The 26,007-nt window shown below is 42.7% G+C and carries 32 protein-coding genes; 11 read left to right on the top strand and 21 right to left on the bottom strand.

The annotated features are described in order from the left end of the window. Positions 1–32 precede the first annotated feature (32 nt). On the top strand, positions 33–1,205 hold the full coding sequence (locus BLR82_RS07160) for a MalY/PatB family protein (protein WP_074598354.1): 1,173 nt from the start codon (positions 33–35) through the stop codon (positions 1,203–1,205). An 85-nt stretch (positions 1,206–1,290) separates the two neighbouring features. Here BLR82_RS07160 and BLR82_RS07165 read toward each other — a convergent pair whose 3' ends face one another. Then, on the bottom strand, positions 1,291–1,878 hold the full coding sequence (locus BLR82_RS07165) for a superoxide dismutase family protein (RefSeq protein WP_425440892.1): 588 nt from the start codon (positions 1,876–1,878) through the stop codon (positions 1,291–1,293). 160 nt (positions 1,879–2,038) lie between these two features. Then, on the bottom strand, positions 2,039–2,242 hold the full coding sequence (locus BLR82_RS07170; RefSeq protein ID WP_074598355.1) for a hypothetical protein: 204 nt from the start codon (positions 2,240–2,242) through the stop codon (positions 2,039–2,041). Between the two features lie 106 nt (positions 2,243–2,348). On the opposite strand from BLR82_RS07170, the gene kapB reads away from it, so the two are divergent. Next, positions 2,349–2,732 (top strand): kinase-associated lipoprotein KapB, encoded by a 384-nt coding sequence (gene kapB / locus BLR82_RS07175; protein ID WP_074598356.1) that lies wholly within the window; start codon positions 2,349–2,351, stop codon positions 2,730–2,732. A 560-nt stretch (positions 2,733–3,292) separates the two neighbouring features. Here kapB and BLR82_RS07180 read toward each other — a convergent pair. From BLR82_RS07180 to BLR82_RS07190, 3 genes are all read right to left on the bottom strand, one after another. Then, complete coding sequence (locus tag BLR82_RS07180) at positions 3,293–4,441, bottom strand: cation:proton antiporter (protein ID WP_281242183.1); 1,149 nt, start codon at positions 4,439–4,441, stop codon at positions 3,293–3,295. A gap of 36 nt (positions 4,442–4,477) precedes the next feature. Further along, on the bottom strand, positions 4,478–4,966 hold the full coding sequence (locus BLR82_RS07185; RefSeq protein WP_074598358.1) for a cation:proton antiporter regulatory subunit: 489 nt from the start codon (positions 4,964–4,966) through the stop codon (positions 4,478–4,480). Between the two features lie 91 nt (positions 4,967–5,057). Beyond that, the gene (locus BLR82_RS07190) at positions 5,058–5,321 is read right to left on the bottom strand and encodes a phosphocarrier protein HPr (protein WP_026569596.1); all 264 of its coding nucleotides are present in this window, start codon (positions 5,319–5,321) and stop codon (positions 5,058–5,060) included. Positions 5,322–5,565: 244 nt separating this feature from the next. Here BLR82_RS07190 and deoD point away from each other — a divergent pair, with 244 nt between their 5' ends. From deoD to BLR82_RS07205, 3 genes are all read left to right on the top strand, one after another. Further along, positions 5,566–6,273, top strand: a complete 708-nt coding sequence (deoD, locus tag BLR82_RS07195) for a purine-nucleoside phosphorylase (protein ID WP_074598359.1) — start codon at positions 5,566–5,568, stop codon at positions 6,271–6,273. Positions 6,274–6,396: 123 nt separating this feature from the next. Continuing rightward, the gene (locus BLR82_RS07200) at positions 6,397–7,008 is read left to right on the top strand and encodes a biotin transporter BioY (protein WP_074598360.1); all 612 of its coding nucleotides are present in this window, start codon (positions 6,397–6,399) and stop codon (positions 7,006–7,008) included. Between the two features lie 356 nt (positions 7,009–7,364). Next, positions 7,365–7,838, top strand: a complete 474-nt coding sequence (locus tag BLR82_RS07205; RefSeq protein ID WP_074598361.1) for a divergent PAP2 family protein — start codon at positions 7,365–7,367, stop codon at positions 7,836–7,838. A gap of 175 nt (positions 7,839–8,013) precedes the next feature. Here the strand turns inward: BLR82_RS07205 and BLR82_RS07210 are convergent, their stop codons facing one another. From BLR82_RS07210 to BLR82_RS07220, 3 genes are all read right to left on the bottom strand, one after another. Continuing rightward, positions 8,014–8,709 (bottom strand): 3D domain-containing protein, encoded by a 696-nt coding sequence (locus BLR82_RS07210; protein ID WP_074598362.1) that lies wholly within the window; start codon positions 8,707–8,709, stop codon positions 8,014–8,016. Positions 8,710–8,784: 75 nt separating this feature from the next. After that, positions 8,785–9,096 carry a YuiB family protein gene (locus BLR82_RS07215; RefSeq protein WP_083334761.1) on the bottom strand — a complete coding sequence of 104 codons (312 nt, stop codon included), beginning with the start codon at positions 9,094–9,096 and terminating at the stop codon, positions 8,785–8,787. A gap of 255 nt (positions 9,097–9,351) precedes the next feature. Next, positions 9,352–10,572: an NAD(P)/FAD-dependent oxidoreductase gene (locus BLR82_RS07220; RefSeq protein ID WP_074598364.1), complete on the bottom strand. Its 1,221-nt coding sequence runs from the start codon at positions 10,570–10,572 to the stop codon at positions 9,352–9,354. 362 nt (positions 10,573–10,934) lie between these two features. Between BLR82_RS07220 and BLR82_RS07225 the strand changes: the two genes are divergently transcribed. Both BLR82_RS07225 and BLR82_RS07230 read left to right on the top strand, forming a co-directional pair. Next, a complete protein-coding gene (locus BLR82_RS07225; RefSeq protein ID WP_074598365.1) occupies positions 10,935–11,921 on the top strand; it encodes an NAD(P)/FAD-dependent oxidoreductase in 987 nt (328 codons plus the stop codon). A gap of 801 nt (positions 11,922–12,722) precedes the next feature. Continuing rightward, entirely contained in the window at positions 12,723–13,550 is an 828-nt protein-coding gene (locus BLR82_RS07230; RefSeq protein WP_074598366.1) for an MBL fold metallo-hydrolase, read from the top strand. Positions 13,551–13,615: 65 nt separating this feature from the next. On the opposite strand, the gene BLR82_RS07235 is transcribed toward BLR82_RS07230, so the two are convergent. The 4 genes from BLR82_RS07235 to BLR82_RS07250 all read right to left on the bottom strand — a co-directional run bounded on the left by BLR82_RS07235 (position 13,616) and on the right by BLR82_RS07250 (position 15,729). Beyond that, complete coding sequence (locus BLR82_RS07235; RefSeq protein WP_074598367.1) at positions 13,616–13,978, bottom strand: HesB/IscA family protein; 363 nt, start codon at positions 13,976–13,978, stop codon at positions 13,616–13,618. 103 nt (positions 13,979–14,081) lie between these two features. Then, positions 14,082–14,915, bottom strand: a complete 834-nt coding sequence (gene dapF / locus BLR82_RS07240; protein WP_217629887.1) for a diaminopimelate epimerase — start codon at positions 14,913–14,915, stop codon at positions 14,082–14,084. Between the two features lie 89 nt (positions 14,916–15,004). Continuing rightward, on the bottom strand, positions 15,005–15,244 hold the full coding sequence (locus tag BLR82_RS07245; RefSeq protein ID WP_139186939.1) for a YuzB family protein: 240 nt from the start codon (positions 15,242–15,244) through the stop codon (positions 15,005–15,007). 164 nt (positions 15,245–15,408) lie between these two features. Then, on the bottom strand, positions 15,409–15,729 hold the full coding sequence (locus BLR82_RS07250; RefSeq protein ID WP_074598369.1) for a YuzD family protein: 321 nt from the start codon (positions 15,727–15,729) through the stop codon (positions 15,409–15,411). Between the two features lie 379 nt (positions 15,730–16,108). Between BLR82_RS07250 and BLR82_RS07255 the strand changes: the two genes are divergently transcribed. Continuing rightward, complete coding sequence (locus tag BLR82_RS07255; RefSeq protein WP_026569583.1) at positions 16,109–16,330, top strand: NifU family protein; 222 nt, start codon at positions 16,109–16,111, stop codon at positions 16,328–16,330. Between the two features lie 230 nt (positions 16,331–16,560). On the opposite strand, the gene thrB is transcribed toward BLR82_RS07255, so the two are convergent. The 5 genes from thrB to BLR82_RS07280 form a co-directional block, all read right to left on the bottom strand. Beyond that, positions 16,561–17,457, bottom strand: coding sequence for a homoserine kinase (gene thrB / locus BLR82_RS07260; RefSeq protein WP_074598370.1), 897 nt, complete (start codon positions 17,455–17,457; stop codon positions 16,561–16,563). Then, entirely contained in the window at positions 17,454–18,515 is a 1,062-nt protein-coding gene (thrC, locus tag BLR82_RS07265) for a threonine synthase (RefSeq protein ID WP_074598371.1), read from the bottom strand. Before thrC ends, thrB begins: the two co-directional genes overlap by 4 nt. 2 nt (positions 18,516–18,517) lie before the next feature. Then, positions 18,518–19,813: a homoserine dehydrogenase gene (locus BLR82_RS07270; protein ID WP_074598372.1), complete on the bottom strand. Its 1,296-nt coding sequence runs from the start codon at positions 19,811–19,813 to the stop codon at positions 18,518–18,520. Positions 19,814–19,963: 150 nt separating this feature from the next. Beyond that, positions 19,964–20,929: a 2-hydroxyacid dehydrogenase gene (locus tag BLR82_RS07275; protein WP_074598373.1), complete on the bottom strand. Its 966-nt coding sequence runs from the start codon at positions 20,927–20,929 to the stop codon at positions 19,964–19,966. Positions 20,930–20,946: 17 nt separating this feature from the next. Next, positions 20,947–21,918 (bottom strand): protein kinase family protein, encoded by a 972-nt coding sequence (locus BLR82_RS07280; RefSeq protein WP_074598374.1) that lies wholly within the window; start codon positions 21,916–21,918, stop codon positions 20,947–20,949. 134 nt (positions 21,919–22,052) lie between these two features. On the opposite strand from BLR82_RS07280, the gene BLR82_RS07285 reads away from it, so the two are divergent. Continuing rightward, positions 22,053–22,562, top strand: coding sequence for a phosphatidylglycerophosphatase A family protein (locus tag BLR82_RS07285; protein WP_074598375.1), 510 nt, complete (start codon positions 22,053–22,055; stop codon positions 22,560–22,562). Between the two features lie 28 nt (positions 22,563–22,590). Here the strand turns inward: BLR82_RS07285 and BLR82_RS20995 are convergent, their stop codons facing one another. The 3 genes from BLR82_RS20995 to BLR82_RS07295 all read right to left on the bottom strand — a co-directional run bounded on the left by BLR82_RS20995 (position 22,591) and on the right by BLR82_RS07295 (position 24,810). Further along, positions 22,591–22,767, bottom strand: coding sequence for a hypothetical protein (locus BLR82_RS20995; RefSeq protein ID WP_175486773.1), 177 nt, complete (start codon positions 22,765–22,767; stop codon positions 22,591–22,593). Between the two features lie 737 nt (positions 22,768–23,504). Beyond that, on the bottom strand, positions 23,505–24,275 hold the full coding sequence (locus tag BLR82_RS07290; RefSeq protein WP_074598376.1) for a TIGR01457 family HAD-type hydrolase: 771 nt from the start codon (positions 24,273–24,275) through the stop codon (positions 23,505–23,507). Positions 24,276–24,372: 97 nt separating this feature from the next. Further along, complete coding sequence (locus tag BLR82_RS07295; protein WP_074598377.1) at positions 24,373–24,810, bottom strand: DUF86 domain-containing protein; 438 nt, start codon at positions 24,808–24,810, stop codon at positions 24,373–24,375. Positions 24,811–24,946: 136 nt separating this feature from the next. On the opposite strand from BLR82_RS07295, the gene BLR82_RS07300 reads away from it, so the two are divergent. Together BLR82_RS07300 and BLR82_RS07305 are read left to right on the top strand one after the other, a co-directional pair. Continuing rightward, entirely contained in the window at positions 24,947–25,219 is a 273-nt protein-coding gene (locus tag BLR82_RS07300) for a DUF3055 domain-containing protein (RefSeq protein ID WP_245693700.1), read from the top strand. Positions 25,220–25,303: 84 nt separating this feature from the next. Further along, the gene (locus BLR82_RS07305; protein ID WP_074598378.1) at positions 25,304–25,594 is read left to right on the top strand and encodes a hypothetical protein; all 291 of its coding nucleotides are present in this window, start codon (positions 25,304–25,306) and stop codon (positions 25,592–25,594) included. A 25-nt stretch (positions 25,595–25,619) separates the two neighbouring features. Here the strand turns inward: BLR82_RS07305 and BLR82_RS07310 are convergent, their stop codons facing one another. Next, a complete protein-coding gene (locus BLR82_RS07310) occupies positions 25,620–25,895 on the bottom strand; it encodes a YutD family protein (RefSeq protein WP_074598379.1) in 276 nt (91 codons plus the stop codon). Between the last annotated feature and the right edge of the window lie 112 nt (positions 25,896–26,007).

Raw genomic sequence — 26,007 nt, forward strand, 5'->3', positions numbered from 1 at the left:
TGTTAATCGGAGTACTGAAGGAGGACAAAAGGATGATTAATTTCGATCAAGTACCACAACGTACCGGCACAAGATCGGTTAAGTGGGATTTAGTAAAATCTATTTACGGATCTGAAGAAGTTCTTCCAATGTGGGTTGCCGATATGGATATCGCCGTACCGGAATCCGTCAAAAATGCCCTCGTAGACAGGGCTGAACATGGCATCTTCGGCTATACGGTGACGGATAAAGCAATCAGTCAATCTGTTACCAGCTGGCTGGAAAGACGACATGGATGGGAAATAAAACCATCATGGCTGCTGTATAGCCCGGGGGTTATCACCAGTCTTCATATGGCTGTCCAAGTACTGACAGAAGAAAACGACAAAATTATGATTCAAACACCCGTTTATCCGCCATTTTACGATCTTGTCGAGATGCATGACAGACGGCTGATAAAATGCCCGTTAAAACTTAAAAATAACCGCTACGAAATCGACTTTGACGCTTTCGAAACGACCTTAAGCCAAGGCGTTAAAGCTTTTATTTTATGTAATCCGCACAACCCGGTCGGAAGGGTATGGACTGAAGAGGAACTGCGAAAAATCGGTGAACTCTGTTTGAAATACAATGTCTTGATTTTCTCAGATGAAATTCATGCAGACTTGGTTTACCCAAATTACACCCATGTACCAATTGCTTCCCTTTCAGATGAGATAAACCAGATCACAATTACTTGTATGTCCCCTACCAAATCCTTTAACTTGGCAGGTTTGCAAGTGTCTTATTTGATTACACCTGATAAACAAAAGCGCGAAAAGATCGATCACTTTTTCCATAAGCAAGGCATAAAAATGATCAATACAATGGGGATTACAGCTTTGGAAGCAGCTTACAACAATGGAGAAGAATGGCTTGAACAGCTGGTGCGATTATTGGATGAAAACAAGCAGCTTGTTGAGAAAGCCTTTCAAGAGCGAGATGAAATAAATGTCATACCAGCCGAAGGTACTTATCTCATCTGGCTAGACTGCAGGTCGCTGAATATGTCGCAAGATGATCTGAAAAAGTTCATGCAGGAGGATGCAAAAGTAGGCCTTAATGACGGCATCTCCTTCGGTGAAGAAGGGGAAGGGTTCATGCGCATCAATATCGCCTGCCCGCGTGTGATTGTGGAAGAAGGACTGAATCGGATAACCACGGCACTCGATGCTCGAAAAAAATAGCTCAAGAAACATTTTCAAAGCATAAATACACATATAGCAAACAAGGCTGTCGCAACCGCTTGGATAGAAGCAGAGTGGCGACAGCCTATTCTTTTTCTTTCTCCTGATTGTCTTCCGTCGGATCTGTCGGCGACTGCTTAGATGCAGAATCCTGTGCCTGTATCTTTCCACAAGCAATTCTTGCACCAGATTCACCTGCAGGCTGACTTACGCCATCATCCTGGCCTTCATGGAGGACCAGCGATGTGCCGTCTTCTTTAAGCAATGAATTTTTCCCGTCAGTCAAAGTGGCGCCGCTGAGCATCAATTCTGCTTCGGCCACTCCATCTTCCGCCACTTCCACATTGGGAAGATCTCCAAGGTGTGAACCTTCCGGATGCATCAATCCATGTTCATTTCCTTCCGGATTCAAGTGACTCCCAGCAGATGTGAAATCCGGCCCTTCGCATTTAGGGAATTCATGTACATGAATTCCATGAAGGCCAGGCTCCAACCCTTCTAAGGATAGCTTTACCTGAACACCATCTGACTGTTCTGACAGTTCAGCTGTCCCCATGGAATCTCCATCACCATTCAACATATCTACCTTTAACGGGGATCGAATATTCTCCTGACAGCCAACCATGAAAATCAACGGTACACTAAGAGCTGCCTTTATTAACAGCCTAACCAAGAAAATCAACTCCCATCAAAAACTCTCCATGGGAATAGTATAGCCGGGCAGCGGAGGAAATATCCTGTTACAAGCTAAACTGGTAAAAATTCAAAAAGCATCTCATCTGAACAAGTTACGGCTATTAAAAACTCCGTGATAAATATCACGGAGCACCGGGTCACTGTTTGGAATGCTGTTTTTCATTCGAAGCAGGGGAAGAGGAATTAATAGAGTACTTTTCATCAATTCTTCTTTCTTCTTTTTTTGAATGTTTGTATATAAGGTACATGGTCACAGCAGCACCTATAGAAAATATCACCAATGATATCAGAGCGGGTATATATTCTGTTTTATCCTCGGGAAAATATAAAAATTCCATCATGATAAATCACGTCCTTCTTTTCCTATTATAGCAAAATGGGTTAATTCTTGTACATATTTTCTACATCTGGCAGAATTGAATTAACCTACAAAAGGGAGTGATCTAAATGGAGAATGCCACCATAGGCGAAATCGTAAAAGCCCATTATAAATCAGGAACATACATAGGAGAAGTTGTCGAGGATCGTGGTGCAAACTACTTAATAAAAGTGTTGGCAGTCGCAAAACACCCCTTACAAGGAGACTTACACAATTACGGGAAAACAGAAAACGTGTTCTTCCATCAACGGAAAGCGTTAAGTTGGCAGGAAAAAATGAATGTCTCAAAACCGGCAGTCCATCCATATACAGAAGACTCGATCCCTGATTATGAAACATCCCTTCGGCAGTCGGTTGATGAGTTGAAAAGCAAATTAAACAAACAAGACAGCCCATTTAACCAGAAAGCAATCAAAAGCCTTGAAGAACTCGAAAACTCCTACTTCCATTAAGATAAACGGAAGCGACTGTCTCACCTATCGAAAGTGGTTCCGCCTCGGGGGAGAAACATACGAAGTACCATACGATTAGCAGACCAAATCTCATAAGATTTGGTTTCTTCTTTGCCTTCAGATATCCAGCATTAACGTTTTTATATTTTCCAACATTGCTATACTCAACCAAGAAACCGATCTTTTCTATACAACATATCGTACCTGCTGGTAAAGGCTTAGAGGATGGCACGAAGGGATGGAAGTTTCATCCTACATTAAGCCAAAGCATCAAGATGTAATCATTAAAAAACTACTCCTCATGCGGTCTTTTATTCTTCTTAAGATGAGGAGCTTCAAAAGTAAGGGATTGAACATTTAGTCGTTGCTGGAATTGAGACAGAAGCGTGTGTGGATACCAATTGCAGAAGGGCATTCAGTATGACTTTGGCTCAGATTCACATAGCACTTGGAACACACGGGAAAAGACTGCTCCCAAAGATTATTAATCGCCACGGTTTTTTAAGAATGTTATTTCACTTGTTTTTTAAAAAAAATTCCTTCCAAGGATTTTTTCCTGCTTATGTTCCCGGCACCTTTAAGTCCTTCTTTTTCGGCTTGGATTTTCCATAGACTTTATTAGTTATTTTGGGAGCCTGTTCAAACAACAGCATACCTATAAAAGCAGCTACTACGATATAGATACCGGCCATTACCTTGACTGTACCAATGGCTGTCGCAGCAATTACTACGGAAAACTCTCCGCGGGCGCAAAGTGATAAACCAGCACGTAATGAGACTTTCTTCGATAATCCATACCATCTTCCACCGATTGTGCCCAGTAACACTTTGGAAACCATCGACCAAACAAGCAAGGAACCCAGCAGAAAAGGCATCGGAATCCCGTTACCTAATTCAATGGTGGTCCCAAAATAGATAAAGAATGTCGGCAGCATAAGATCTCGAAGTGGAACAACGGTTTGTTCGACACGATGAAGATAACGGATTTCAGCAAGCATCATGCCTGCCAGAAACGCCCCCAACACTTCAGATAAGCCGAGAAATAGTGCTAATCCGCCATAGGCAACTGAAAAACCTACCAGCAATGCCGTTTTAAAATCTTCATCTTCAATTTTCTCCCATAAATGATCGAACTTTTTGAACACTACTTTGCCTAGAAAAATTGCCAACAAAGCCAGTCCTGTTATTTTTGCCAGCAAAAATAACAGGTCATTTGCAGCAAAGCTGCCGCCACTTCCCATACCAATTAAAATGGCCACAACCACTGGGGCAACTAAGTCTTCAAAAATAAGAATAGCCAGAATAAATTCGGTTTCAGAGTTGGCCATCCTGCTGTTATCGTCCAACAGTTTGGCTGTAATAGAAGAACTTGTGGCATAAGCTACACCACCAACAATAAAAGCAGAAAACAGATCCATTCCAAAACCTACCGCAATCATCATCGAGATACCAAAACTCAAAACCACATCCAAAAGCCCTGAAGGCCAGGCACGTTTTGCAATCCCGCCAAGCCTGGAGATACTGAACTCCATACCGAGTAGAAAAAACAGCAGTACAATACCGATCTCGCTGGCTATGTGTAGAATTTCATTGTCATTCAAATGGTCTGCCAGCAAGATCCCGAATAAAATATATAAAATTACACTGGGAAACTTTATTTTCATGCTTAAGAAACCCAGGTAGAATATGCCGAGAAGGATTAGGCCCACGCCTAATAAAGCTGGTAGTTCAGTATGCAATGACGATCATTCCTCCCCTTTGCACAAAGCAGTCAATGTAGCGATTTGATCTTTTTTGCCAACGCACATCAACAGATTGCCCGGTTCCAGTTTTGTCGTTGTATCCGGAATCGCAATCGTTTCTCCCTCTTGAACAATACCGATGATGGTGGCCCCTGTCCTATTTCTCACTCCGGACTCTTCAATTGTTTTATTAGCCAAAGGCGAATTTTCCTTCAACTTCACATAATCAATGACGATTTGGTTTTGAAAAATCTTCAATTTATCCGCATCGACCGGCTGATAGGTAGCACCCAACAGCTGGGCTCCCAGTTCCCTCGTCTCATCAGGAGTAAGATCCATGCCGAAATCCGCCTCATCGCTGTCTGCATCATTAAAAAAATACAACTCCCGCTTGCCCGAATGGTGGACTACCACCACAAGCATGCTGTCCTCACAGGTCTTCAACGTGATTTTTTGTCCAATACCGGGAAGTTGGGAAACCGATACATTCATATTGCACACCTCTTTTATTTCTTTTGCATAATTGTCTGTAAAAAAAAGCTAGAGAGAATCTCTAGCTTTTTTCTTCCTTCTATAAGTGAAATCATTCACCAAGATGTTCTGTAATAACTTCTGCTACTCCTTGAAGCGCTTGTTCTTCGTCGCTTCCGTCGGCTGTAACAGTGATTTCCGCGCCTTTTGGGACACCAAGGGACATAACGCCCATGATTGATTTAAGGTTAACTGTTTTGCCGTTGTAATGCATTTCAATTTCTGATTCATACTGACCTGCTTTATTCACAAGAAGTGTAGCCGGCCGTGCGTGAACTCCAGTGTCATCTGTAATAGTGAATTTTCTTTCTTGCATTGCTATCCATCCTTTCAGTCTTCCCATTATATATATCACTTTTCCATAAGCTATGTGTTTCAAACCCATATGTGAAAAGTTGAACTCCAATTTATTATATACGAAAACCTTTTATTTAGAAACAAAAATCTCCTGTTTTTCTTTTATCAAAACAGCCTCAAGGATTTATTATGCAGTATTTGTATTTAAATTTTGATTGTGATAACTTAAGTTTGTACATAGCTATCAAACAGGAGGTATTGCCATGAGCGTACATATTGGAGCGCAACCAGGGGAAATAGCTGATAAAATTCTGCTTCCCGGAGATCCATTGCGTGCTAAATATATTGCAGAAAATTTTTTGGAGGATGTCCACTGTTATAACGAAGTCAGAGGAATGTATGGTTACACAGGTACATATAAAGGGGAAAAGTTATCTGTACAAGGAACCGGGATGGGCGTCCCTTCTATCTCTATTTATGTCAATGAATTAATTCAAAGTTATGACGTGAAGAAATTGATCCGTGTCGGTACATGCGGTGCTATCCAAGAGGACGTCAAAGTACGGGACGTTATCCTAGCTTCTACTTCCACGACTGACTCTCAAATCAACAGGATGGTGTTTGGAGGGATAGACTTCGCGCCGGCTGCAGACTTTGAACTGCTGAAAAATGCTTATGATGCAGGAAATGAAAAGGGACTCCAGCTTCGTGTTGGCAGTGTATTCACCAGCGACAGCTTTTACCGGGATAATGGATTGGAGCTGTTTAAACAGTTAGCTCAATATAAAGTACTTGGTGTTGAAATGGAAACAACCGCCCTTTATACGCTTGCAGCTAAGTTCGGGCGGCAGGCACTATCCGTGTTGACCGTTTCCGATCACATCCTTACAGGTGAAGAAACAAGTGCGGAAGAAAGACAAACAACCTTCAATGAGATGATCGAGGTTGCTCTGGAGACAGCAATCAAGTAACCAAACAATGCCGGCTTCTCCAAGATGCCGGCATTTGATTAACTATTTCGTTAACCAAAAATATTTTAGGGTTGACAATAAAGACAGTCGCTTCTATCCTTTAATTAAAAGGAGGGGTATAAAATGAAAAAATTTACTGCTGCCGATTTATCAATGGGGGCTGTTTTTGTCGGGTTGATGGCCATTGGCGCCAATATTGCAGTCTGGTTTCCTTTTTTAGCGATACCAATTGGAGGAGTGTCCGTACCACTGTCCTTACAAACGTTTTTTGCCATTCTTGCCGGATTACTGCTCGGTAAAAAATTAGGTCTTTTTACGATGTTTACCTATATCATGATTGGCTTCGCAGGCGTACCAGTTTTTGCCAACATGAAATCGGGGCCTTTTATTCTTTTTGATTACACAGGAGGATTCTTGCTTTCATTTTTAGCTGTTGCTTTTATAACCGGTTGGATTGCAGAAAAAATGGAACGGCCGAAATTGCTTCCGTTAGCTGGAGCTTCTTTTGCAGGTGTGATTGCGAATTACTTGATCGGCGTCAGTTATATGTATGTAGCAATGAACACATGGCTTGGCCTTCAAATATCTTATCAGGCAGCATGGCTCGGTATGGTACCCTTTCTGATAAAAGATACTGGCCTGACAATAGTTTCCGCTGCCTTAATGTTGAAAATCACCAACAGCATGCAGCACCGTTCCACTTCCTTTTCCTCTACTCCGCGGCGATGGACATAAGAAGAAAAGCGATTCTTCCCCTTCCTTTTGATTGGGCAGTTGCCTGAGCTAACGTCCTCCTACGTATAGACAAAAGAAGTATAAAGGAAAGAAAGCTGCCGATTGATTAAGGAAAAAAAATCACCTAGTAGTCATTTTTTTCTGCATGCTGCAGGGCTGTCTCGTAAGTGAAGATACACTTATGGGACAGCCCTTTTCTCTCTGTTACGGTTTCCCTTGCAGTTATGATATAATCGAATTTAATTCAAACGCCTGCTGTACGTATCTACACCTTTTGCGAAACGTACGTTATGTGGACAGGATGTTGGGGAAAACTATATGACGAGATATTGGCCAGGAAAGGATGTAATGGTTGTATGGATTTATTTTTTAATTTTCCCTTGTTGGCTGCTTTGGCAGGCATCGTGATAGCTCAAGGAGTGAAGGTTCCGATTCATATGGTAGCTGAACGGAAATTCAAACCTGGCTTGGCTTTCAGTACGGGAGGCATGCCAAGCAGCCACTCCGCTGCAGTTGCAGCGGTATCAACTGGTATCGGGCTGCAGGAAGGATTTGATTCCGGACTCTTTGCCGTTTCCTGTATCTTCAGTATTATTATCATGTTTGATGCTTCCGGTGTCCGCCGGCAAACCGGTGAACAAGCCATCCTGCTAAATACGCTTGTAAAAGACTTCGGTTCTTTTATGGAAGAAGCGAAAGGATGGGGGAAAAAAGGAGAATATCAGAAACGGGAAGAACTGAAAGAACTGCTCGGACACCAGCCAATTGAAGTGTTTTTCGGAGCTTTATGTGGTATTATCATTGCTTTACTGCTTTATCAATTTACGTAGAAGAGAGTTATCTCCTTCCCCTTCACGCTGAAAAAACTCGCCATTCGGCGAGTTTTTTAGAGCCAGCAGCATACTGGAGCTTTTTCCACTTAAAATATAAAGGCTGACTCAATAAAAACAAAAGCACTTCCTTCTTCATCCGTGCTGCTGTCTAACTGGGTCAGCCTAATTATCTTCAGCTCTTCTTTATTTGCTCACGAAATACTTGTAGTGCCTCTGTTTCGTTCAGTGCCGTCAGTTCTTTCTCGGTTAGTGTGCCGTCACCTTTTTCCACTACGAATACTTCCACTTCTTTTTTACCCCATTTGGAAAAGACATCTTCAACTGTCGGGTAATACAAATCAATCTTGTTTCCCTGGATGGCAGAACCTTTATCTGCAACGACTCCGTAGCCATAGCCAGGAATATAAAGGATCGTTCCGATTGGATAGACAGTCAAATCAGCTGCAATGGTCGAGTATAAGTCTCTCGTAACCTTTACTCCGGAATAAGTGATTCCATATTGTGGATGGTCAGGAGACTTCCCGGTGGATTCCACACCCGCCGTGTAACCAGTGGCCATCACGGTAGCACTTGGGTATTGCTCAAAATCAATTGCTTCCTCCAGGGTTTCTGGTCCTTTTACTTGTTGACTGGATATATAGGTCGTTTCTACTTTTTGATGGTTTAATGACTTCTTGGACAAACTGACTTCTCTTTCAGACTGCAGGCCATATGGTTTTTGGTCTGCAGGGGCGCCGTTCATTTTTTCACTGATGCCGTTTTTTAAATCCATTGCCGATACATTTGTCAGTGCCCCAAACGTCGCATAAAATGCTCCCAAAAATAAAAGGATCATCATGCTTCTTCTTAGAAATTTTAATTTTCTCATGGATAACACCTCTCTGGATGTCATCCTTTCCATAAATGAGAAAAAATATACAATTCAGCATGAATCAACCGAAAATCAAAACATCTGGTAGCCGTTTTTTCTAAGCATCTTAATCACAACGCCAGATACAACCGTGCCGATAAAGCCGCTTACTAAAATGACAATGTCAACGACTGTAAGTCCAACCAACCGGTTTCCCAGAGATTGAAAAGCACTTCCGGTATTTGTGAAATACGTTTTGAAGGGAATGTCATCCACAATCAACAAAACAATGATTGGATATATAAATGCCATCAGCCACGACTGGCGAAGCAGCATATTTAATATAAATGCAATCCCGAAAAATAATACAAAAAACAATAAAATAGATACGACTAACTGTATCAACCGCTTTTCCCCCTTGAGCGGACAATCGCCCATTAATTGATCCACAACTCATTTTATAGCGAAAGAAACAATTGCGCAACCGCCCTCCTAAAGGCTTGCCCACACTTTTTCATCAGAAGCTTATCACGATGTCATACCAGTGAATAAGTCTGGAGAAGAGACATTCCCTGGGAAAGATCATGCGAATTATTATCGTAAAATAAGGGCCGTCCCAGCAGTTTTACCACTTTGGGACAGCCCTTTTGATCCTACACATCAACCAAAAAAGTTGAATTTTCCTTTTTTCAACAGCAGGCCGATGCCTCCAAGCTTTAACAAATAACGATTATCAATGACCTTTTTCATGACGGACGCTGACCAGCCAAATAACTTCTTATCTCCGAAAACGACACCGATAGCATCGTCATGTCCAAGCGAAGCAACTGTTCCGCGATCGTTATATGTGAAAGTTTCCAATTGAGAACCGCCTCCCGCAAGAATTGCCAGGTTATGGGCGGCAACTTCAGCTTCTTGGATAGCAATCTGAGCTGTTGGCGGGTATGGACGGCCCGTTTCCTCATTCATGATCAATGCACAGTCACCGACTACAAACACTTCAGGATGAGAAGGAGCGCGCAGATCGGCTTGAACCTCAACCTTACCACGGTTCACTTCCAGACCAGACTCTTCTACCAACGAATTAGCTCTTACACCAGCAGCCCATACAGTGGTATTTGTCGGAATTTCTTCCCGCTTTTCATCCTTTTCAATAATGATGCTGTTTGGCGTACATTCTTTCAACATGGCACCGACTTTAAATTCTACTCCTTTTGCCTCCAATGCATTCATGGCGTATTCCACCAAAGCTGGATCGAAGCCTGGAAGAACAGTAGGTGCAGCTTCTACGTTGATGATACGCACCTGGCTGCGATCGATATCATACTCTTTGCAAAGTTCCGGAATACGGTTGGCAAGTTCTCCCACAAATTCGATTCCTGTAAACCCGCCTCCACCGACAACAATGTTCAAGCGCTCCTGTTTCCTCTCGGCTTCATTATTGTATTTAGCGAAATTGTATTCAATGTGCTCCCTGATCAGACGGGCCGAGTTGATGTTGTTGATGGTAAACGCATTCTCAAGCAAACCTGGGATTCCGAAAGTCGCAGCCTCAAAGCCCAGCGCCACTACCAGATAATCGTAGTCAAGCTGACCGTTTTCTAAAATTACTTGTTTTTCGTCTGGATTAAAGCTGACTACCGTATCTTGTACAAAGTTAATCTTACTAAAATCAACTACATCTTTGATCGGCAACCGGGTACGGTCCTGATGAAGTGTTCCGGCAGCATTTTCGTGCAGCCATGTAGTTTGATAATGATAATCATGTTTGTTGACAAGAGTGATATGTGCATCGTTGACTCCAAGTTTTTTTTGCAGTTTCACTGTAGTCATGATTCCGCCGTATCCGGCCCCTAAGATGACAATGTTTGGCTTGTTCATTCTGATCACTTCCATTTATATTTTTTTGCTTACTTTTATTTTCCGAAAGTTTACGATAATTATTACGTGATGTATTTCACGTACTTATTCATAAAAAAACATTCAGAAAAATGGCTGTAAACTCCGTAATCCCGGACAGGAAACCAGGCAAAAAACTGGATGGCCGGGGGTGTATGTAATTGTCACAATATCGTAATATATTTAGCACAATGATAATCTTAGCCCTTTTTCCCACAACTTTCAAGTCTAATTTATTTTTTTGGAAAATTGAAATTATAGGTAGGGAATCATTCATTATTAGCTAAACATTATTTTATGTTAGAATAGTGGTTGTGTATTCAAGGTAATAGGAGGAATCAATCATGACCAACGAGGTATATGATGTGACAATAATCGGCGCTGGTCCTGTCGGATTGTTCACTGCCTTTTATGGCGGTATGCGTCAAGCCAGCGTAAAAATATTAGAAAGTTTACCGCATATCGGCGGACAATTGTCTGCCCTCTATCCAGAGAAATATATATATGATGTGGCAGGATTTCCAAAAGTCCGTGCACAGGAGCTAGTTGATAATCTTAAAGAACAGGCGGACATGTTCGATCCAGCCATCGTCCTGGGGCAGTCCGTTGAAGCAATTGAACGGTTGGAAGATGGATCTTTTAAAATGACTACAAATACCAATGATGTACACTATACTAGAACCATCATCATCACGGCCGGAAATGGTGCATTCCAGCCGCGTCGTTTAACCATTGAAGGGATCGAGGCATTTGAAGGGATCAACCTAAATTACTACGTAGAAGATATGAATAAGTATGCCGGGGAGCGTGTTCTATTGTGCGGCGGTGGTGACTCTGCTGTTGACTGGGCTTTGATGCTGGAGCCAATTGCCAAGGAAGTGACGTTGGTACACCGACGAGATAATTTCCGCGCCCATGAACATAGTGTAGAAAAATTATTGAATTCCAGTGTGAATATCATGACACCTTTCGTTCCGGAAGAAATGATTGGCGAAGATAAAATTGAGCAAGTGAAGCTGAAAGAAGTAAAAGGTGACAGGGAAGAATTGATCGATGTTGATTCTGTTCTTGTCAACTATGGTTTCATTTCCTCCCTTGGTCCAATCAAGAAATGGGATTTAGAAATTGAAAAAAACAGTATAGTGGTTAATTCGAAAATGGAAACAAATATACCTGGTATTTATGCAGCCGGCGACATTTGCACCTACCCCGGCAAGGTCAATTTGATTGCTTCCGGATTCGGGGAAGGACCGACAGCTGTCAATAACGCAAAAAACTATATCGATCCTAACGCACGTGTACAACCAAAACATTCCACAAGCATGTTTTGATTGCTATCATTATCTTCTAACTTGCAGAAAAGCTAATATTTTTCTGCAAGTTTTTTTGTTAAATTGTTTTCTGCTAGTGCGCAACAAATGACTCGCCCCTGACCTCCTACATTCATTGAGTTGAAGGAAGCCGTTGCGGAAATACCTTACGCTTTCAGCGCTTCCTCGAGCTAACGCTCTGCGGGATCTTACCCTGGCCTTTCCTCCCGCTGAAGACTCCAGGTATTTGCTCCGGTGGGAACAGCATTTCATTTCTAAACGAGTGTAGTAGAGATTTTTCTCTTGCATCACTTAGTAAGCAAGAAAGTCCAGAGAAGCAGAAAAGACGGAACCCCAACTGTTTAGAACGCGTCTCCTGATTTTTAATATGTCTAGTTGGGTTTCAAGGAAAAAGTTTCTGCCCTAGCGATATTCAGCATGCTGCTTAGCTCAGGCAGCATACGCAGACTTCAGTGGGAAAAGCGCGAGATGAGGATCCACTTGGGAAAGCGTTTTTTACCTAGATAGCTGAAACCGTGCCCACGGCAAGCGAAGTATGCTACCGAAGTGTTGCTTGACACCTTTTTGGATAGGCAATGGAGCTTCACATTACAGTTACTGCGCAGTTTCCGTCAAAAGAGTAAAAAGAGCCTTTTAAATTTTGACTTTTAAAGGAGACTTCATTATCCTTTACCAGCTTTTTGTTTAGAGAAAGGATGGCATTGGTATACAAATTATAAGCAAATCTTCCACTGGCTGCTGATAGGATTAGCTGCTTGCGGGGATAATACGAATGGAATATGCCAATGGAGGTGCCTGTACATGGAAAATGAATTTGAAGATAGACTAATTCCGGCCACTTCGGTCGCCAGCGGGGTTGGGAAAGAGCTCATAACCGACCTGTATTGCTTCCCGATACAAGTCGTCAACATGTATTTTCACGGACATCCGGGCGATAAATGGACAATCATCGATGCAGGGATGCCGCGTTCAGCCGATAAAATCATAGAAGCGGCAGAAAACAGGTATGGAAAGGATGCTAAACCGGAAGCCATCATTCTGACACATGGACATTTTGATCATGTCGGAGCGATTGTCGAGCTGCTCGAAAAATGGCCGGTACCTGTTTACGCCCATAAGGATGAGCTTCCGTACTTGACCGGCAAGGAATCTTATCCAGAACCGGATTCTTCCGTCGATGGTGGATTGGTTGCCAAGATGTCGCCGATGTTTCCAAACCATAGTATTAACATTTCCGAGTATGTCAAAGCGCTTCCCGACGACCACTCTGTTCCTGGTATGCAGGGTTGGGAATGGATTCATACCCCCGGACATACCAAAGGTCATGTTTCCCTGTTCCGCGAAGAAGACCGTTCGTTGATTGCCGGGGATGCCTTTGTCACAGTCAAACAAGAGTCGTTATATAATGTCATGACGCAAAAACAAGAAATTAGCGGCCCGCCAAGATATTTAACAACGGATTGGAAAGCTGCTAAAGAATCCGTCCTCAAGCTTAACGAACTAGGTCCTCTCCTAGCTGCAACAGGCCATGGGATTCCGATGACAGGGGATTTCCTTGCCCAGGAACTGCAAAAGCTTGTCGACAATTTTGACACCATCGCAGTCCCGGAACAAGGTCGTTACACGTAGGATTATTTAACGATAAACAAAACCCTCGACACGATGTCGAGGGTTTGTTTTTTTGTGATTTTTGATTAGCAATTCGGATCCGGGGTTCCTGCGTTGGCCGCTGTTTTGAAAGAAGAACCACAGCCACATGACACGATGGCATTAGGATTGTCAATCGTGAATCCGCCACCCATCATGTTTTGTTTAAAATCAATTGTCGTCCCTTCGATAATCGGGACGTCCTGTTGACTGATAACCAAAGGAATGCCATTGCTTTCCTCGACTTTATCAAGCTCCGAATTAATTTCTTCATCAAACCCCATGGAGTAAGACAATCCGCTGCAGCCGCCGCCTTTCACGCCAAAACGAAGGCGGACGTCAGAAGACTCCTCTTCTTTCATCATTTCTTTGATCTGCAGCCTTGCATTGTCCGTGATATTGATGGTCATACAAAACCCTCCTATATTTCCGTCTTCCCTCTTGCTTCTATACTAAAGACTTATCGTCAATTCGTCTCCTTTAGTATACTAAGGAATTGGAGATACATCAACATTAACGCTTCCAATAAAAGGTTCCAGTTGTCGTCGTTTCTGCTTTTCCACGCATCCAGACACGATCATCTGCCGCCCACTTAATAAACAAGTCTCCCCCGCTTAAGTGGACACAAATTTCTGTATCCTTCTGAGCGTATCCATTGAGAATACTAGCGACGACAGCTGCACAGGCACCTGTTCCACAAGCCTGAGTGACACCTGATCCTCTCTCCCAAACACGAAAATGCATTTCAGTTTCGGAAATCATTTCTATGAATTCCACGTTGACCCCTTCGGGAAACCGGTGGTCGTTTGTGATCACGGGACCCAGATCATACAGCGGAGATTCATCGATGTCTTCCACAAAGAACACAGCGTGAGGATTCCCCATGGATACAGCAGTTAATTCCAAAGGATGATGACCTACTTCGAATGCTTCTGAAATCACAGTTTCGTCATCTCCCAGCATAGGAATTCCCTGTCTGTTTAGAGTCGGCTGGCCCATGTCAACCGTCACTTCTTCGACGATATCTTCTTCAAGAAAGACCTCAGCTGTAACATTACCGGCCCGCGTCTCAATCACAAACTGGGATTTATTAACCAGGTTATTCTCAAAGGCATATTTTGCTACACAGCGAAGGCCGTTTCCACAGTTTTTACCTTCCGATCCATCTTTGTTGAATATACGCATACCTACCTCAGCAACCTCCGAGGGGTGAATCAAAATCAATCCATCAGAGCCTATTCCTGTATTTATATCGGACACTTTTTTTGCCAGGTCCACTAATTCTGATTCTTCTATAGAAAATGAAAATAAGTCTAAAAATATATAACTATTGCCCAACCCATGCATTTTTGTATAAGGAATTTCCACCTTGATCACCTAGCCTCATGAAGTAACTGTTTATGCCATCGCCAGTCAGCAAGCACGATGGTTTTATTTTATAGCATGGGGTTTTCCTCAAGATACTGATAAACATTGTCCACTAATTCTTCAGGACTAACAGCCGTTACAGGCTCCCCATTGACAATTGCTACTAAAAACTGTGAACATAGCCCACAGAAACTTGTACACCCATACTCTATAACATCTAAATCCGGGTCTTTATCAAGTTCTTCCTTTGCTTTCTGTGAACCACTCACTATATTATTGATACAAAATTCGATAGTCGGATTAAACAAATCATCTCTACCTTCTTTCCTAACCAACCCATGGTCCATGATGTAGATTCCTGTTTCATGCCGCTAAAAAAGATCCCAAACGTCTAACCTTATTAAATATTAATCTTATCACAGGGCAGTCTATTCAAACAATCGTCCTCCGCTAACTCCGCTTTTTTCTACCATCACTGGATTCCGTTTAACTCCAGAGCCTGAAATACTCTTTTCAAACGTGGGTTTCCTTCATCCACCACTTCCCCGTTCACCAACACAACAGGGTAAAAAAATTCCTCGTCCCGTACCCGTTTGGCAAACGCTACCTGCTCTTCTTTGCCTGGAGGCTGGAAAATATCTATATATTCGTATTCAATGGAAGCATTCTGGTATTTCCGTGCTATAGCTGCTTGCAACCATTCGTAAGTTTCTCTTGAACCTGGCGCATTAACACAGCTGGCGCAAATCTGATTCGCTCCATACACAGTTAACTTAACGGATTGATCACTCAATTGCTGCCCCTCCTTTTGTCTCTATGCCATTTTATAAATTCCTTTTCCAAGAAATTTTCCCCAAAATAATCAGCGTAACCTTATTATGTGCCTTCCTTCTTTTTGCAGAGGCTCACCAGCAGTTTGCATAATTCATAATTATATTTGACTCTGCCTCTTATAAGAAAACGACTACCAAGTTCAAAAAGTCTCTTCCAAATAAATGGCACTATCCTTTCTTTAACATTATACATAATTTCAATTGTTTATTTTACAAATTCGATTATAAATAATAAAATAAGAATAAGCACCTAATTGAGAATCAAAATCATTAATGATAGATTTTTTACGAAAAACCCTCTATAATAAAGAATGTAATCAGGAAAGGAGAAGATGGATGATGCAAGAACAAGTACAGGAAGTTTTGAACAAACTGCGTCCATTTTTATTGCGTGATGGCGGGGATGTTGAATTGGTAGATGTAGATGAAGGCATTGTACGTCTTCGCCTCATGGGAGCATGCGGAAATTGTCCAAGTTCGACAATTACGCTTAAAGCAGGAATCGAACGGGCTCTCATGGCCGAAGTACCCGGTGTAACAGAGATCGAACAAGTATTTTAAAACCTTCTACAATATGAGAATGCAACATAAATACTTCTTAGATAAAAACGAAGGCAGCTGACCTGTGAAGCATCAGTACCTTCGTTTTTTTACTGGTTTAATTTATCCTTTGACCGTGATCCCCTTAACACTAGCCTTATGATCCGGACCCCGACTGTGTTAAAAAAATGCAGCTATGCATGGCAACGTCGAGCCCACCGTTGCGGGAGGCACCGTTTATCCGTCGCTGTTCAAGGCGTTTTTGCTTTTCTTACCTCCATGCCGTTGGTGTCTACTTGGAGTTTTATCCATTGGCAGGTTGGGAAGTTATTTTGCCATTCGGCTATTTTGGATTCTGGGCAATTTTTTTCTGCCAGCGCTATAACAGTCGGGCCGGCTCCGCTAATAAACAAGCCATACACTTTTTCTTCCAAGAATGTTTGTAGTTGTTCAAAATGCGGAACAAGTTTTTTTCGGTAAGGCTGATGGAATAAATCCTTTTTCATCAAGTTGCCGAGCAATGACCAATTTTGCTGGCAAATGGCTGCCACACTGACATTTGCTATACTGCTGGCATGGACACTTGTCTGAAATGAGAGCTCTTGGGGCAATACTTCCCGTGCTGCTTTTGTTTTTAGTTCATATTCAGGAATGATAGCAATTAGTGAAACATTTTCAAATGGGAGTTGGACATAGTTTACTTCTTGCTGATAGTGCCCAATCACACAACCTCCCAGAAGAGAAGGGGCTACGTTATCCGGATGGCCTTCAATGGTTGTTGCAATCGCCAGTTTATCTTCTATACCCAACTGCAAATCAAGCAGCTGGTTTGCCAGTTCTATCCCCGCCAACGTAGCAGTGGCACTGCTGCCAAGTCCTCTGGCAAGCGGAATACCACTTTTGACCTTCACTTGGCATGGAGGTATTTGTCCAATTCCATATTTCTTGGCTACCTTTTCGGCAATTTGGTAGATAAAATTGTCCTTCCCTGAAGGAAGACCTTGTAACGTCTCCGTTATAGAGATAAATTCCCAAACATCCGACTTTTTTGCCTCCATCTCCAAATACAAATTCAATGCCAAACCGATTGAATCAAATCCTGCCCCTAAATTAGAGGTGCTGCATGGAATTTTGACAGCGAAGTTCATACGAGGACCCGGCCTCTGATTTCCTCGGCAATTTTCTCTTGATCATTTGGAAGCACTTTTGGTTTGATGGTGCTATAATCAATCGCGGTATTTGGATCTTTCAAGCCATTTCCGGTCAGAACCGTAACAATGGTCGACCCCTTTTCCAACTGGTTTTGCCTGTCGGCTTTGAACAAGCCGGCCACCGAGGCACAGGATGCGGGCTCAGCAAAAATTCCTTCATTGGCCGCAAGCCATTGATAAGCGGCAATCATTTCTTCGTCCGTTACTTCATCAATTGTGCCATTGGACTCATTACGTGCCTGAACAGCTCCCTTCCAACTGGCAGGATTACCGATTCTGATTGCGGTTCCTACAGTTTCCGGTTTTTCGAATACACGGTCATGGACGATTGCTGCTGCTCCACTTGCCTCATATCCCATCATTTTCGGAAGACCGGATTGGTGTCTTTCATTATATTCTTTGAATCCTTTCCAGTAAGCCGTGATGTTTCCTGCATTTCCTACTGGTATAAATAAGTAACCTGGAGCTTCGCCAAGACCTTCACACACTTCAAAGGCAGCAGTTTTCTGTCCTTCTATGCGATAAGGGTTCACCGAATTAACCAGTGTCACATTTTGTTCTTTGCTTATTTGCCTGACCGCTTTCAGTGCATCATCAAAATTCCCTTCTATCGAAAACACTTCCGCTCCATACATGACGGCCTGTGCAAGCTTGCCCTGTGCGATTTTCCCCTCTGGAATTACAACGATACATTTTAAGCCGGCTCTCGCAGCAAATGCTGCAGCCGAAGCACTGGTATTTCCGGTCGATGCGCAAATGACGGCATTCGCCCCTTCTTCCATCGCTTTTGCTATGGCCAGCACCATTCCCCGATCCTTAAAGGAACCAGTTGGATTCGCTCCTTCCACTTTGGCAAACACTGGAGCAGAAAGCCTTTCCGATAACTTTTCAAGCTTGATCAGCGGCGTATTCCCCTCCTGCAGGCTCACTCTGGGTGTATTTACGTTTATCGGCAAATAATCCTGATATTGTTTTAACAATCCCTGCCAAGCCATGTTCATTCCTCCCCATCTACTCGATAATAACTAATAATCCGTTTGACAACTTCCAGACTATTCAAGCTGTCTACACTGTTCGTCAACTGCTGCTTGCTTGTATGATGGGTGACCATCACAATTTCTGCCGTGCTATCCGCACTTCCGGGAAGCTGTAGTATTTTGGCAAAACTAATATTCTGATCGGTAAATACATTGGTCAATGCCTGGAAAGTCCCTGCCTGATCATCTGCCTCCAGCCTCACAAAATAGCGGGAATGTTTTTCGGAATCGTTCTTCAACTTCGTTTTGAATTGAGGGGTAATGTAGGAATTGCCACTAATCCCAAGCCGAATATTTTTTACAGCCTCCATTAAATCGGAAACCACGGATGTAGCAGTCGGCATACTGCCCGCCCCCGGACCATAAAACATGGTTTCCCCGACTGCTTCCCCATGCACATACACGGCGTTGTATTCATTTTTCACGAGTGCCAACGGGTGGTCCTGCGGTAACAATGTTGGTTCGACACTTACTTCTACTTTGCCTTCCTCCATAGAAGCAATTCCGATTAGCTTCACAACATAGCCCAGCCGCTTCGCAAACACGATATCTTCTTGGGAAATCGACGTAATTCCAGCTACAGCAACATCCTCTAAATGAATGTCCATCTTGAAGGCTAAATTCGCCAATAGTGCCATTTTACGTGCGGCATCAAGTCCTCCTACATCGGCTGCAGGATCTGATTCTGCATATCCAAGCTCCTGCGCTTCCTGGAGGACATCGGTAAATGTCCGCTGTTCGTCGGTCATCTTGGTTAAAATATAGTTGGTAGTGCCATTGACGATTCCCATCATTTTTTGAATTCGATCAGAAGCGAGTCCATCTGTCAACGAACGAAGAATCGGAATGCCTCCTGCTACGCTTGCCTCATAGAAAATATCACAATCATTTGTTTTTGCTATTTTGTGGAGTTTTTGGCCATAAACAGCCATTAAGTCTTTATTGGCTGTAATAATATGCTTTTTATGTTGCAATGCCTTTTCAAGCAGTTCGTAAGTAGAATCAATTCCACCCATGACCTCAATGATAATATCGATTTCCTGGTCACGAACCAAATCATCCGGTTCTGTCGTCAAAACACCCGCATTCACTTCGATATCTCTTGCCTTTTCAAGTGTATGTACGAGAATTTTCTTAACTTCCAGTTCACAACCGAGCTTATACTTTATTTCTTCCTGATGGTTCTGCAGAATTTTGATAACCCCTGTGCCGACTGTGCCGAGGCCGCAAAGACCAATACTGATTTTTCCCTTCATTTGTCCGCCTCCTCGTGTATGTTATAAATATACATTTGTTTATCTATAGAGGACATTATACCTGTCTGTCCCCCGTTTAGCAAGGAGGTTTTTGAATGTTGCGAAAATAATCACTTTTCCTGAAGTGACCTAAAAACCAAGGTTTATCGGTCAGATCACGAATGTTTTCGCTTTCTTTCCACTTAGCACCAATGCGATATTTTCCAAACAAAGCTCGATCATTCTCTTTCTGGTTTCGATTGTTGCGGAACCAATGTGCGGAAGACAAGTTACCTGTTGCAGTGTTAACAAGGGATGGCTGGAATCAATCGGTTCATCCTCAAAAACATCCAGGCCAGCCCCAGCTATTTCTTCACGTATCAATGCCTGATACAATGCTTGTTCATCTACATTTTTTCCGCGTGAGGCATTGATAAAGAACGCGCTCTTTTTCATTCTGGAAAATGCCTTCTCGCCAAACATGTGCTTGGTCTCTTCTGTTAAAGGTGCCAAACACACCACATAATCTGCCTGTTCTAAGAGAAATTCAAACTCAGCATATTGAACCCCGAGTGATTCTTCTGCCTGTAAATGTCGGGTACGATTATGGTAGAGAACATCCATAGAAAACCCTCTGGCTCTGCGGGCCACCGCTTCTCCGATCCTTCCCATGCCGACTATTCCCAAGGTTTTATGGTGTACATCTGTTCCTGCCATTAAGAAAGGTGCCCAATTATTCCATTGCCCCTTCTTAATGAAAGAATCTGCTTCCACAATTCTTCTTGCCGTTGCCATCAGCAATGCGAAGGTTAAGTCCGCAGTCGTTTCCGTCAATACATCCGGGGTATTACTAACTGTGATTCCTCTATCTCTGGCAGCAGAAAGATCGATATTATCGTAACCGACAGCGAGATTTGCGATGATTTTCAAGTTTTCCGCCTGCCCAAGCAGTGAACGGTCGACTTGATCAGAAAGCATGGTGAGAATAGCATCAGCACGTCTTGCTTCCTTCTCCAATGTCTCTCGATTGATCGGTTTCTCCTCATACGGCCACATTTGGATATCAAAGTGACGACGGAATGGCCTGATTATTTCTTCCGGTAGTTTCCGGGTCACAAAAAGATACGGTTTTACCATATTGCTTACATCCTTTCTTACCAATCTAATACTGGGATATGCAATGCTTTGTGATCGAGGCCCAAGTCGGCAAAAAAAGTTCTCATTTTCTGCTCGTATTCCGGTTGATTTTCCAACAGCTCTACATATCCCTTGTTCGTAATTTCGGGGTCTGAACTCGAAATTCCTGTTTCTATATAATCGAATAAATGAATTGGCAACAACAAGCGAGCGTAAATCAATCGCCAGCTGAAAATGGACAGCGGCTTGATCGATTGGTACTCGAACAGAAACTTTTCTATCTCAGAAAATGCTGAATCGGGTTGTAAAAACACCCCCCTGATGTACTCGGCAATATCTCTTGCAGCATGGTCATAAACGATTTCGTCCTGCCAGATCGTTTGTTGTTGAACTTGATTTGAATAACGCTGGAAAGTGAAACTTCCCCCATCCCCCTCATCAAAACGCTGCTCTGATTCTGCCTCTTGCAAATACTGAAGAGCATTTTCCGTACATCCGCTCACATAAGGGTATGTATCGATGAACAATCGTTGAAAGCGGGAAACAGGCCGTTCGTTATACTGTTGTTGATAAATCGAATCGAATAATGCCAGCTTGCTGATCCATAATTCCTTCCATTGCCCATAGGCAGCAGCTTCAAACGGCTGGTAAGGATAATTTCTACCTATTTGATGAAACGATGCCAAATTTGCACCGTGCTCTGTATATTTCCGTTCCTCTGCGGGCATTGCATATAATACAACATAAGATTGACCGCCAAATTCGGTGAATAGTTCACCCTGTTTATTCACAATGGGGATGGCTAGATGAGTAAACCCATTTTGAAAAAAATACTCACCAACTGACTTTTGCTCGAAATATCGCTTATCACTTAATGATTTTGGTATAATAAAGAAACACCCCTCTTCCAGACGGTATCCTTTCATACCATTAATTGTCACCTCGCTGCCATGAAAGCCGTCGATATATTCGGATAGAAGTTCCAGCATGGGTCACTCTCTCCTTTTTGCTTTTAGTTCAGCTTATGAAGATTCGAAGTAAATTCGAACCTGTTTTTTGATTTATCAATGCTGGCTTAGGGTATAGTAAGGAGTAGAAATAAATTAAGGTTAGGTGTCTTGTTATGGAGAATAATACGAAAAAATCCCAATTAGAACAAAAGGCAAGGTCGTGGCTCGTCGAACGTGGGGTAACCATGGATGACATTGCCGATCTTGTTTATTACTTACAAAATAAATACCATGAAAATCTTACACTAGAGGAATGTAAACACCATGTAGACCGCGTGCTTAGCAAACGGGAAATCCAAAATGCCATCCTGACAGGCATACAGCTGGATGTGCTTGCCGAGCAGAAGAAATTGGAGGAACCGCTTCAGCATACAATCGAAATTGACGAAAGCTTGTATGGCGTGGATGAAATCATCGCTTTTTCCATTGTCAATGTGTATGGCTCCATCGGTTTTACTAACTATGGTTATATCGACAAACAAAAGCCGGGTATTCTGAAAAAATTGAATGATAAATCCACTGGAGAATGTCATACATTCCTGGATGATATCGTAGGCGCTATTGCTGCGGCTGCTTCTAGCAGGCTGGCACATAGCGCGAATGATGAAAAAGATATCGATTAGACCCATTGTGTCAAAAGCCAGACCTAACTCACCGGTCTGGCTCTTCTTTTGGTATAAAGTTACTAGCGATGATTACAATGAGACCAACAATGATAACGGCCCAACTTATCGTATTGGGTATATATTCAACGGTATTGATAACGCCGCCCCCAAGCCCAATAGCAAAAACCCATATACCTACAGAACGTAGCGTTTTTTTATTCAATTTTCCACCCCCTTCAAACCGATGGTTATTCAAGCATCATACGAACGTAGCGCAATCGGAAAGCGTCGATGTACTAGCCATCATCATCCAAGAGCGACAGCAAACCTTCTACGACAGCTTTCTGTCACGGCGACATTGCCATCTCGTCCGTGCTGAGATTAAAGGCAGGCTGTGAATGAAGGTCGGCGCACCTTCAAAAGTAATTTCTCAAGAGGGGTGTCATCTTACGACATCGGAGGGGTTTCCTGGCAATTCTTCGGCAAAATGGTCCTGGACAGCATGTTGTGACTGAACGCCGAATGCGGAATCGAGAATAGGTTCTTGGCCAGCCGAGCAAATAGGGCCATTTCTTAACAACGAAGACATAGCTCGTTGACTCAAGCTGGAGAAACACGTCCAGAGACCACGACGGCTAAGTCTGCATCTTGCGTAAAGCTACATAATAATCTATTTTGGTAAGAACTATTTTTAGCGAAGAAAACCCGAAGTCTCCAGCGGGAGGAAAAAACTCGATGAGATCCCGAAGCACATTGCTCTAGGAGACTCACCATCCGCCCGCGGAAAGTGCAGAGTACTTCCGCAGCGCCGAACTCCAACTCGACGAATGTAGAAGATTAGGAAGACACATTCAAACTATGTAGCATTTTATATCTTTTGTACCAAATCTCATAAGCAACTTGTAAGCAAAGCCAACAGAATGGCCGGTGATGGAGTCGCTTGGTCTATTCTTGATTTTTTCACAGCTTGTCCAGCCAATCTTTTAATGTGTGCACCGTATAAGTCGGTTGTTCCGTATGTTCCTTCAACTGTTCCTCGGTCGTCAACCCAGTGAAAACCATCAACGTATCAAGACCTGCATTCATCCCTGCCAAAATATCTGTGTCATAATTATCTCCTACCATTAACGTCTCATCACGAGAAACGCCCAGCTCTTTTAATGCCTGGTCCATGATTCCGCTCTCGGGTTTTCCGATGACAAGTGGCAGCTTACCAGTACTAGTAGAGACAACGGAGGTGATTGCTCCGTTTCCTGGTAAAAGACCGCGTTCTGTCGGAATAGCTATGTCTCCGTTGGTAGAAATGAACTGCGCACCATTGCGAACATTCAAGCACGCTTTTGCCAGTTTTTCATAATTGATATCTCTGTCGATGCCGATAACCACATAATCTGCACTTTCATCTGAAAGAGTGAGTCCTTCCTGTTCTAGCGCGGCCATTAATCCTTCTTCTCCAATCGCAAAAACGGCAGCATCAGGGTTCGCCTGCCGGATATAGGCAGCAGTTGCCATGCTTGATGTAAAAACTTCCCTCTCTTCGGATGCTATTCCCATGCCATTCAATTTGTCTGCTATCTGCTGCTGGGTCAAGGAAGAATTGTTCGTCAAAAATAAATGTGGAAGGTTTTTTTTCTTTAACTTTTCAATAAAAGCCGGAGCATCTTCAATGCACTGCATCCCTTTGTACATGGTGCCATCTAAATCAACCAAATAAGCCTGATAGTTTTTCATGGTAGAGCTTCACCCGTCCTTCCTTTTGTTCACTTTCATCCTACTGGTATAATGGAAAAATCCCGCCAATTGGCAAGGATTTTGATAGAGCCATAAATTAATTACCGGAAAATGTATTAGCCACTCCCGTTTCATTATCAAGAAAATCATTGATCCTGGAACTGAACATCTCAATCGAAGCATAATTCGTTTTCATCACCCGCAAAATTTCTTCGTGATCGATGTTTAAGTAATCCTTTACCAGCATTTTTCTCAATTCGATCACTTGCTTATAGCCGTCCGCTTCCTCTGCTGGCAGTACTGTTTCATCCACGAGGATGTCGATAATGTCGGAAAAACTGCCTGGGTCACGCATAATAAAGCCATCGATGACCATGTTTCCAACATCCAGCATCGACTCAATTACCATGTGTGTCATTCTTTCGAGACTGAGCTTTTCCAAAAAAGAATCGTAGGAATGTTGATCAAATTCATTCATCAAGCCATCCATATATAATAAATGACGTTCAATAATACTTCTGTCTACAAAATACAATACCATGTCCCTCCCGACTATTAATATGTCCTTATCATACCATAACTATATCTATACAGGCAGTGGTTTAAAAGCAAAAGGAACTTTGCTATGATGTACACAGACATAACGCTTTCTTAATTAGGAGGGAATAACCTTGGCAGAAGAACGAATGATTATTAAAGATGAAATCCAGGAAGTAAAAACTCGTTTTATCAGCTTTAAATCAAATCACCAGCGGTTCGATCTAGCACTTGTTCATTCTGATCAATATCAGGGAAAAACAATGGTAATCGACCTAAGTGGAAACCGCTTTACTATAATGGATAAAGAAGATGCAGCCAACGAAGGACACCTTGAGCATGAGTTTCACCTTACAGAAGTGCGAGCGGAGGAACTGAGACAGTTTCTAACCGAAGTGCTTGATTGAGGCAAGCAGGAAGTTTCTGGAGTTATACTTTTCGTATATTCACATCTCCCTTCAGCCAAACTATCTATAAGGGAGGAATAATAGATGAAAAAAAAGCAGCGAAAAAAACAGAAGTATTCTGATGTTTCTACCGTCGAGGACAGAAGAAATTTCTTGGCAGCAGAAGAAGTTCCCGAAGGTGCTTATGGCTCACCTATCAACAAATTCGAACCGGTGGAAAACAAAAACACCCCTTGGCAAGAAGAACAGCGGTTTCATAGTGCGTTTAACTTCCCCGATAAAGATTTTCATGATGATTTGCCAAGACAAGTGGAACCGAAACATCCGCTTCATGATCATAAAGGTGACATAGAGCCGCAGGAAGAACAGGAATAGTTCTTTCTGCGGCTCTATTCTTTCGTTACTGATCAATCCGCTTCATGACAAAATAGGCACATCCAAAATTGCAATACTCATATAAATAATCATCAAGCGTACTTATTTTCGAATCAAAACCCGCTTTGGGATTCTGATTATCATAAAATCCTTTCAACCGGAGCTGTTCATAGCCCCAATCGCCGACTATAAAATCATATTTGCTTAAAATGTCACTGAAACGCTGTTTTACTGCTTCTTCCTGGAAGCCATCCTTCACATTCTCTACTACTTCGTAATTTTTGCCCTCGATTTCGATCATGACATCCACTCCTTATGCCTGGTTCTAGTGTACCACATTTTTTCTTGCAGAAATACGTCTCCGTATTTTCCCAGCATGAAACAGAAAGAAAATCACCAAACTAAACCAAGGG

It is taken from the genome of Sediminibacillus halophilus (assembly GCF_900103695.1).
In the GTDB taxonomy this organism is placed as follows: Bacteria; Bacillota; Bacilli; order Bacillales; family Amphibacillaceae; genus Sediminibacillus; species Sediminibacillus halophilus.

Excerpts from the sequence above, each read along its gene's own strand:
- BLR82_RS07160 (WP_074598354.1), top strand. The coding sequence starts at position 33 with ATGATTAATTTCGATCAAGTACCACAACGTACCGGCACAAGATCGGTT.
- BLR82_RS07170 (WP_074598355.1), bottom strand. The coding sequence starts at position 2,242 with ATGATGGAATTTTTATATTTTCCCGAGGATAAAACAGAATATATACCC.
- kapB (WP_074598356.1), top strand. The coding sequence starts at position 2,349 with ATGGAGAATGCCACCATAGGCGAAATCGTAAAAGCCCATTATAAATCA.
- BLR82_RS07185 (WP_074598358.1), bottom strand. The coding sequence starts at position 4,966 with ATGAATGTATCGGTTTCCCAACTTCCCGGTATTGGACAAAAAATCACG.
- BLR82_RS07190 (WP_026569596.1), bottom strand. The coding sequence starts at position 5,321 with ATGCAAGAAAGAAAATTCACTATTACAGATGACACTGGAGTTCACGCA.
- deoD (WP_074598359.1), top strand. The coding sequence starts at position 5,566 with ATGAGCGTACATATTGGAGCGCAACCAGGGGAAATAGCTGATAAAATT.
- BLR82_RS07200 (WP_074598360.1), top strand. The coding sequence starts at position 6,397 with ATGAAAAAATTTACTGCTGCCGATTTATCAATGGGGGCTGTTTTTGTC.
- BLR82_RS07205 (WP_074598361.1), top strand. The coding sequence starts at position 7,365 with ATGGATTTATTTTTTAATTTTCCCTTGTTGGCTGCTTTGGCAGGCATC.
- BLR82_RS07210 (WP_074598362.1), bottom strand. The coding sequence starts at position 8,709 with ATGAGAAAATTAAAATTTCTAAGAAGAAGCATGATGATCCTTTTATTT.
- BLR82_RS07220 (WP_074598364.1), bottom strand. The coding sequence starts at position 10,572 with ATGAACAAGCCAAACATTGTCATCTTAGGGGCCGGATACGGCGGAATC.
- BLR82_RS07225 (WP_074598365.1), top strand. The coding sequence starts at position 10,935 with ATGACCAACGAGGTATATGATGTGACAATAATCGGCGCTGGTCCTGTC.
- BLR82_RS07230 (WP_074598366.1), top strand. The coding sequence starts at position 12,723 with ATGGAAAATGAATTTGAAGATAGACTAATTCCGGCCACTTCGGTCGCC.
- BLR82_RS07235 (WP_074598367.1), bottom strand. The coding sequence starts at position 13,978 with ATGACCATCAATATCACGGACAATGCAAGGCTGCAGATCAAAGAAATG.
- dapF (WP_217629887.1), bottom strand. The coding sequence starts at position 14,915 with ATGCATGGGTTGGGCAATAGTTATATATTTTTAGACTTATTTTCATTT.
- BLR82_RS07255 (WP_026569583.1), top strand. The coding sequence starts at position 16,109 with ATGCAAGAACAAGTACAGGAAGTTTTGAACAAACTGCGTCCATTTTTA.
- thrB (WP_074598370.1), bottom strand. The coding sequence starts at position 17,457 with ATGAACTTCGCTGTCAAAATTCCATGCAGCACCTCTAATTTAGGGGCA.
- thrC (WP_074598371.1), bottom strand. The coding sequence starts at position 18,515 with ATGGCTTGGCAGGGATTGTTAAAACAATATCAGGATTATTTGCCGATA.
- BLR82_RS07270 (WP_074598372.1), bottom strand. The coding sequence starts at position 19,813 with ATGAAGGGAAAAATCAGTATTGGTCTTTGCGGCCTCGGCACAGTCGGC.
- BLR82_RS07275 (WP_074598373.1), bottom strand. The coding sequence starts at position 20,929 with ATGGTAAAACCGTATCTTTTTGTGACCCGGAAACTACCGGAAGAAATA.
- BLR82_RS07280 (WP_074598374.1), bottom strand. The coding sequence starts at position 21,918 with ATGCTGGAACTTCTATCCGAATATATCGACGGCTTTCATGGCAGCGAG.
- BLR82_RS07285 (WP_074598375.1), top strand. The coding sequence starts at position 22,053 with ATGGAGAATAATACGAAAAAATCCCAATTAGAACAAAAGGCAAGGTCG.
- BLR82_RS07290 (WP_074598376.1), bottom strand. The coding sequence starts at position 24,275 with ATGAAAAACTATCAGGCTTATTTGGTTGATTTAGATGGCACCATGTAC.
- BLR82_RS07305 (WP_074598378.1), top strand. The coding sequence starts at position 25,304 with ATGAAAAAAAAGCAGCGAAAAAAACAGAAGTATTCTGATGTTTCTACC.
- BLR82_RS07310 (WP_074598379.1), bottom strand. The coding sequence starts at position 25,895 with ATGATCGAAATCGAGGGCAAAAATTACGAAGTAGTAGAGAATGTGAAG.